This window comes from Streptomyces camponoticapitis (assembly GCF_014646115.1).
GTDB lineage: Bacteria > Actinomycetota > Actinomycetes > Streptomycetales > Streptomycetaceae > Streptomyces > Streptomyces camponoticapitis.
Genome location: NZ_BMMV01000060.1, coordinates 1 through 513, shown reverse-complemented (window position 1 = coordinate 513; position 513 = coordinate 1). Strand labels below are relative to the sequence as shown.

Genomic DNA, 513 nt, shown 5'->3' with positions numbered 1-513 from the left:
CACCATCCGCCCGCGCCAACAACTCCCCATAAGTCAACGACACACCACGATCACGCACCGCCACAGCACCCGGACACTCCAAAGCCCGGACAGCCACACCCTCATCCACCGACTCCCACAACAAGTCCGCGTGTGTGTCGTTCCACGAGGCCAGGGCCCGCCGCTCCGCCCCGGACCGCACATCCACCTCCTCCACCCGGCACCGCGGACCCGTCACCAGGGCCGACAGCACCCGCAGGTAGTAGTCCCGATACGCACGCACCTGATCCCCCGCGAACTTGTCACGGTGGTAGTCGACCGCCATGAGCAGTTCCCCAGATCGGGGGTCACGCACGAACCCGCAGGTGAAGGGGAAGTTCGTGGGTTCCACCCGCGTCTGCATGTAGGAGCCGTCCGACATGTCGACGATCTCGACATCGTCCGCGTTCTCCAGCGCCTCACCCAATACATGGAAATGGTTGTAGACGAAATGGGTCTCGAAAAGCGGATCGCCGCCTGCCAGAGCCTGGATCT

The 513-nt window shown here is 63.9% G+C and carries 1 protein-coding gene; it reads right to left on the bottom strand.

All coding sequences use genetic code 11. The features are described 5' to 3' along the window. Positions 1-513: hypothetical protein (locus tag IEY79_RS37015; RefSeq protein WP_189112045.1), on the bottom strand; the 513-nt coding region annotated here is incomplete at both ends.